This window comes from Salinicola halimionae, from assembly GCF_003206065.1.
GTDB classification, from domain to species: domain Bacteria; phylum Pseudomonadota; class Gammaproteobacteria; order Pseudomonadales; family Halomonadaceae; genus Salinicola; species Salinicola halimionae.
Genome location: NZ_PZJQ01000006.1, coordinates 23,664 through 31,101, shown reverse-complemented (window position 1 = coordinate 31,101; position 7,438 = coordinate 23,664). Strand labels below are relative to the sequence as shown.

Genomic DNA, 7,438 nt, shown 5'->3' with positions numbered 1-7,438 from the left:
GTCACCGTGCGACCGCTGGACATCGTGGCCGCGGCAAACGACAGCTGATAGGTACCCGCCGTGGCGACGTCGACGGTGTACTCGACCCATTCGCCATTGGCGATCGAGCCGATCGAATTGCCATTGTCACGCAGGTCGACACCCTCGTTTCGGGTGTTGTCACCCAACTGGGCTTCGCTGCTGTCGTGATAGGCGACTTCGGAACCGCCCTCGTCGTAGAACCCCGCGTTTAGCGTCAGCCCGCCGTCAACGGCCCAGGGCGTTCCCGAGTCATTGAATGCCGTTTGAGAAACGGGTGACAGATTGAAGGACTCAAGATTCTGCGACCCCCCGCTGAAGGTCAGGCGCAGTGTCTGCGTGCCCGCTTCCAGGGCCACGTTCTGACTCTCGGTCTCTGCAAAGGTGTTCCAGTCACCCGTATAGTCGACGCCGATCGTCGCAGCCTCGTAGACACCAGCGCCGTTATCGAAAGTCGCCGTGATCGAACGTGCGCTGCCGGTCTGCGCGCCCAAAGCAGACAGGAACGAGAGATCGTAGACACCGGCCTGATCGACCTCCAGGGTATATTCGACCCACTCGCCGTTCTCGATCCAGCCAATGGCATCCCCATCGCCTCGAATGTCCACTCCGCCTTCGCGGAAGTTAGTACCCCTTTGGGTCTCGCTGGAATCTTCGTAGGTCAGATACGGCGCGCCTTCGTCGAACAACGCCGCGTCCAGCGTCAGGCCGTTCTGATCGACCTCCCAAGGCGTCGCCGTCTCGTTGAAAGGCGTTCTGACGGCCGGCTGGATTCCCTCGACCAGATAGACGTTGTCGTTGTAATCGTAATTGATGCCGATGTGGTCCATCGCCACCATGTAGGTGTTGGCTATGGCTTTTCCATCGGCGTCCAGCGCCTGGAAAACCCGCACCATGTAGCCACGCTCGATGTCTACGGCATCTGCCGCGGGCGTGCCCGCTCCGGACACATTGAGAGAGGGATCGGTGGAAACATTACCCACCGACATACCGAAAATGCCGTCGCCTAACCAGGCGTCCGGAATAGCGCTACGGTTAAACGAAGCCGTTGCATAATCCCCTTCGGCCGAATGCGGCAGTAGGGTCTGACTGTCGACGCTGTCAATACTGGTCAGCGTCGTCCCTGCCGACAGATCGCCGGGCTCATGCAGCGTCAAACCAGCACCGTGGGGCCCGAACACTGCCAATTGAGTCACCTTGGCCGTTGCGACACCGTCAGCGAGCTGCCAGTAACGTGACAGGACTTCTTCGCTACTGACCGCGCGGTAGGTGCCTGCGTCGGCGAGAACGGAGAGACCGCCATCATTCAACGTCGAGAGACCATCGATATGATTGCCGAAGCCGAACACCTGCCAGATCTCATTGAGATTGGGCTCCCATCCACCCTCGTCACGCGCCTGCCAGAACCCGGCCAGCTGGATTTCGGTGACTGGCTGGTCCACGTCGTCGGACTGAATCGTCAACTTACCCTCGAACACGCCGTCGGCAGCGTTACTGGTCGGAGGCGTGTAAGCGTCACGATTGAACAAGACGCCGACTTCAATGGATTCACCGGGCGCCAGTCTCAAGTCATCCAGTACATCCGCATCCGCCAGCATGAACGGGCCGCTGACCGTTACGCTGCCCACCGCCAATTCCCCGGTACCGTGGTTGGTGATCACCACCGAGCCACTATCTTTATAACCGCGTGGTACTTCCGTGGGGTGCGTGACGTTACCATTCTCCAGGTAATTGAAAGCGATACGATCATCGAAGTAAGCCGGGTCCGTGCTGACCACGCTAATATCGCCGTTGCTGGTGACCGACAGAGGCTCATCAGGCACTTCCAGCGAATCGATATCCGGCCCGACGCCGTTGGGTGCGGTAACCGTGATGGTGTTACTGCCGGTCGCCAACGTCATATTGATGGTCTGAGTGACCCAATCACCCGCCGTCGGACTCTGCGCCGTAAAATTGACCGCCGGATAGGTGACACCATTGATGTCCAACCCCAAGGGTCGATCGGCTTTACCTGTTGTCAGCGAGTAGCGGAAAGTCACTGCATAGACGCCGCTCTGATCGACATCCACGTCCCAGGTGATACTTTGGTCGCCGCTTCCAACGAAGTCGACGAACCCGCTACCGGAGGCGTTCCGATCGGTTTGCGTCGTTGGCACCACGATCGCCCCGCCTTCGAGAGTGGCATTTTCGGCCTCGTAAGCCGCATAGCCCGGCGTGGTGTCTTCAACCAGTACTTCCAACTGATCGATATTAGGTCCGGTGTTGGTGATCGACTGCAACCGGACGGTATTGGCACCCGCCAGCAACTCGGCCGGGATATCCAGTGACTGCCAGGTGTTCCAGGCGGCATTGCCACTGACCCCGACCGGCGGCGCGAAAGCGAACACTCCGACGCTCACATCGTTGACGAAGACCTCCAGCGGCCGATTCGTCTCTCCGCCATTGGCGTAGCGGACCCTCAGCACGGCGTCGCCAGCATTGCCGGCGCTAACATCCACGTTGAACGTGATGAAGTCAGACGTGGTCGAACCGAAGTCGGCGTACCCCCCCACGATACCGTCGCTGTAATCGGTGTTTCCATCCATTCCGTAAGCGCCCGGACGGATGCCGTAGGGCGGATTGGTCGGGCTGACTTCTGGCGTATCCCCATCACGAATCACGATCTGGGCACCGGCGCCGGAGGCGATGACGGCCTGGGACTCATCCTCGGCCTGAATAGTGGCAATAGTAGTCAAGTCGGCATCTCCATCTCCGGGGATAATGATATCTCCCGGAACGGGATCCAGGCGTATGACTTGGCTCTCGCCGGTACTTCGGTTGAGCGTCATCAGATAGAGTTGGCCGGTCAGCGGGTTCTCGATGATATCCAGCGGATCGACGTAACGGATAACGTTGCCATCCACATCTCGCAGCACGTTGTCGGTGGAGACGTTGCCGTCCTCGTCCAGCGAGATCCAGCGAATGTCGTCTCCACCGGAGTACTCGACGAACAGCAAGCTACCGTTCAACGTAGCGCCGAAGATATTGTTGGTGTATTCGATCGCGCCATTGGGCGAACGGTTGGTACCCAGAGAATAGGCGTCATCAATCTGATAGTTGCTATCGGGGTTGGTGCCAACCACGTATTCGTCAGTTTCGTTGGTATCGACGCCCGCCGTCGGATTGCCACCATTGAGGATATATTCATCGCGCAGCGGGTCCGGATGGCCGTAATAGCCGCCCTCACCGACCTTGAATAACCAATCGTCTTCGATGCCGACGTTGGTCAACGCTTCATTGTAGGGCGTCGATGGATCGTCCGGTGTGACGCCGCCCGCCGCGGAGCCATTGGTCGGTACATATAGATTACCGTTGGAGTGCCAGACCAGGTCGTAGCCGTTACGGAGGCCCGTGGCGTAGATCTTGAGTACGGCGTCTGCGGCGTAGGGATCGTAGTATTCGATCAACACGTTGCCGTCGGCGTCCTGCATCGACGACGTGCCATCCTGAGCGAACACTAGATACTGGTCGCCGCCCATATCGATGGGCCCGTTCTTGAGATCGCCGTCGTCATCTTCATAGCGGGTATTGGAGCCATCGGTCGGCAACGGCTCGGTCGAGACGTCAAAACCGCCTGCCGGAGCATCCCGGTACGGATCGATTTCTAGTACGGCGGCGTTGAGCAGGCGCTCGGGGCGGTTACCCCAGGCGCTATCGTCGCCGCCCATCGCGGTGTTGGCCCCCTGGGAGACATACAGCAAGTACGGCGGCACATCGGGATTGGTCTGCGCGTCGTATTCTGGATTGGCATGGAAGATCAGACTGTTGGTGACGTGGTCACCGTTGGAGCGCGGCAGCCCGTTGATGTAGGTCTCGGCGGTACCGGAGAACGTCGACTCGCTTTCATCCAGGGTGATCTTGCTGACGCGACCGCTGAAATCCGGCACGCCGTTATCTCGGCCGGTCAGCGGAATCGGATAGTTGTCGGTAACCCATATCGTGTTGGGGTCGGTGGGATCGAACGTCAGACTGACGATACCCCGAGCGCCCGCATCGGTCTGGAAGTAATCCAGCGATAGCGTCTGCTCGTTGGAGAGCTCACCCGTCACGGCATCGATATCGTAACGCTTGATCTCACCGCCCAGCGTCGAGACGTAGATTTTGGTGTTATCGGGAGACATCGTAATGGAGCTGAACAAATAGGCGCCATCTTGCGCCCCGTTGAGTAGCACCGTGGTATCGAACCCAACCTCACTGTCTTGAACTTCGGGTTCGGCACCGGTGACGAAGGTCGTGGTGAACTTCTGGAATTCGCGGGTCGGCGCGTCGGAATCGGTATTATTGCCTCGGTCTTGGAAGCCATCGATCACCAGGGTGTAGCTGGTGTATTCGTCCAGACCGCCGACCGGGGAAATCGTCAGCGAGTCGAAACCGCCAGTCGTGTTGATGTTGAACGGCACCGCTTCACCGGTAACGGTGTTGAAGAGCTTCACCGAACCGTCGTTGAGGCTCTCGAGCAATGCCCCGCCACGGCCATCGACGACAGAGATGCCGATGAAGAAATCCGACGTCGGATCGACACCGACGGGCAGACTGCCGTCGTCCGACTGTAAATGGACCTCGACCTGACTCTCGCCGACACCGGCCACTGCGCGGGGATCGGTAAAGAAGGCATAATCCTGTGGCGCTTCGCGGTCATCGTTCGGCGTCAGATCGGGAAGCGACTGAATCTCGATATACTGGATCTCGGTATTGGTGCTGTCGACGCCGATCGAGTCGAGCGTGAGACGACCATCGGTCACCTGGACGAGCCGCGTCACCAGCGTCGAGCGGTAACCGTCGCTGTCATCGGTAGGATCACCATCTGCCGGAAAGCCATCGGGGCGCATCGAGGCAAAGGGCGTATTGAAGGCTTCGCCTTCCGCGTTGATCAAATTGACGCTGTCGTAGGCGCCGCCGCTGTCCCCGATAGAGATCGTGACTTCGTAGTAACCATCTTCGAGCTCGATCTCCCACCCCGCCTCCTGGCTATAACCCGGCTTGTCGAAACCGGCATAAGTTGCCTGCAACGGATCGACATCATCGAGTGACCCGCTGCGATCACCGAGCGCAACCGCATCCTGGCCGGCGATCGCCATTGGTGTCGTGCCGTTGGCCGTTCCGTCAGCGATCGACCCCGCCGTCACCCACCCATACTGGTAAGTCTGGCCATCCACCTGCAGAGACTGCTGTCCGAATGCCAGGCCTGTGTCGGCAACGTAACCCTCCGGCGTCGCCGCTCCATTCGGCTGGAAATTGATCTTGGCCTCGAACCGGTTACCCGGCTCGACGCCCGAATTACCGCCGCCGTCGTCCGCCATCGTATGAATCGACAGACTGTCGATATTGGGTCCGGTGCTGCCAATGTTGGCGAGTCGAACCACATTGGCACCCGCGTCGAGGTCAATCTTGACGGTCGTCTCCGTCCAGTTGTCCCAGCCCGCACTACCCGTGCCCGTCGAAGCGAAGTCGATCCTCCCCTGAGAGTCACCGTCGACCGACAGTGCCATCGGACGATTGTTGGGGCCACTGGCGGCATAACGAATCGTCAGCAGGTAGGTGCCCGCCTCGGCAACATTGACCGAGAAAGACCCCGCGTCCCCTGCCTGCGCCCCCATATCGAGATAACCGGAGCCACTGAAGTCTCCCCACAGTTGGTCAATGCCACCACCACTGGGCTCAGGGTTATCGGCACTGCGAACCACAGTGTCGGCTAGAGAGGAGCCGTCATCGATGGCGAGCGCTTCTCCCTCGATCGAGAACACCAGCGTCGGATCTGCCGGCAGCGCGTCTGCATAGTCGAAGCGGATCTGATCGATATTGGGGCCGTTGGGCACGCCTCCCTGGGCCGTCGATGGCAGCGTCAATGTCAACGTATTATCGCTCTCGGACAGCGGCACCGACACGCTGATTTCGTTCCAGCTGGTCCAGGAGCCGGTCGGTGGAAACGAGACCAGCGTGGGTTCCGCTCCGTTGACGGACAGCAACAACGGCCGATCCCCCGTCCCGCCATTGACGTAGCGAATCGTCGCGGTGTAAACGCCAAGCTCATCGGGCGTGACTTCAAAAATCACGGCGTCTCCCGCATCGGTACCAAAATCGACGTAGCCGCCGCCGATGGCGCCGGCTCCGACATTGCCAAGCGCGTCGGGGTGATCGCTGTCGACGACGCGCGTCAGAGCGCCGCTGCTCGTCGAGCCGCTGTCATCGATGGAGACAAGGTCGGGGTCTTCGGCCTGAATGATCAGTGTTCCAGGAGAGTCGTCCGCCGCGATCGCGGTCAACGTCAGGCTATCGATATTCGGGCCGCCTCCGACGACATTCTGTAGCCGGATGACATTGGTGCCGCTATCCAGAGCCAATGTCAGCGTTCCGTTACCCCATGTTTCCCAACCGGCCGTCCCGGTACCGGTCGACGGAAATGCCAGATTGCCCTGATCGACACCATCGACGAGCACGGCCATCGGGCGAGAGGCCCCGCTAGCGCCACTGCCGGCATAGCGAACATCGAGTTGATAAGTGCCGGCGGTCCCGACGTTCACCTCAAAATAGGCGGCGTCACCAATCTGCCCCCCCATATCGAGATAGCCCGGCCCACTGGAACCGTTCCATAGTCCATCGGGCCCCGCGGCTGCCGACGTTTCAGGGTTGGACGGTGAGCGAATCACAGTATCGGCAACCGAGGTGCCATCGTCCGGGATCAACGATTCGCCTTGCAGGGTGAAGACATCACCCGCCCACCCTTCGGCATTGACGATCTGGATATCGACCGACTGCTCGCTCCCGGTTAGTAGCTGGCCGTCTTCGTCCAGTGCATCCAACATCAGATGGGTCAGTCCCCGGTCCAGATCAGAAGGGAGAGTGAACCGATAGGGGCTATCGGAAGCCATCAATTCGCTAGCCACGCCAGTGGAGTCGGTCAACGTCAGTCCGACGCTGGCAACGTCATTGGCGAGGAAACCGCTACTGTCGGCAGGCGTGACCTCGAGCCAGTAGTCCTCGCCGAGCAGTTGGCGAGTGATGGCAGCCCCCTGTGTCAGCGTCTCGACGGCTTCCCCGGTCTGCGCATCGATGATGGATAACGTGAACATTTATGAAGCCCCTAAGCGTTAAGTTTGGTGTTATGGAACGAGCGAGGATGACCATCGCTTTTCCGGCACTGACAGAGGCCATACCGCCCTTGCGTTAACTGAACGCCAGACGTTACCTGTCATTGATCGTTATTGGCCGGGAGACTCGAGGCTGATTCATGACTAAAGACTTGCCGAGGGAGCCTTGCCGATGGAGTCTTACCGATGGCAACCTATCGCGTCCCCACGCCAACGCAAAGTTGAAACTTCTAAAACCACCAAAACGAGTTTAAGTAGTTAGGCGAAAAAAGGCGTTTCTCGACCCTTCTCTT

Annotated in this window: 1 protein-coding gene; it reads right to left on the bottom strand. The window is 59.5% G+C overall.

Annotated features, from left to right (window positions below; all coding sequences use genetic code 11):
- On the bottom strand, positions 1-7,127 hold a 7,127-nt coding region (locus DOM27_RS16985), incomplete at its 3' end, for a carbohydrate-binding protein (protein WP_157956788.1).
- Between the last annotated feature and the right edge of the window lie 311 nt (positions 7,128-7,438).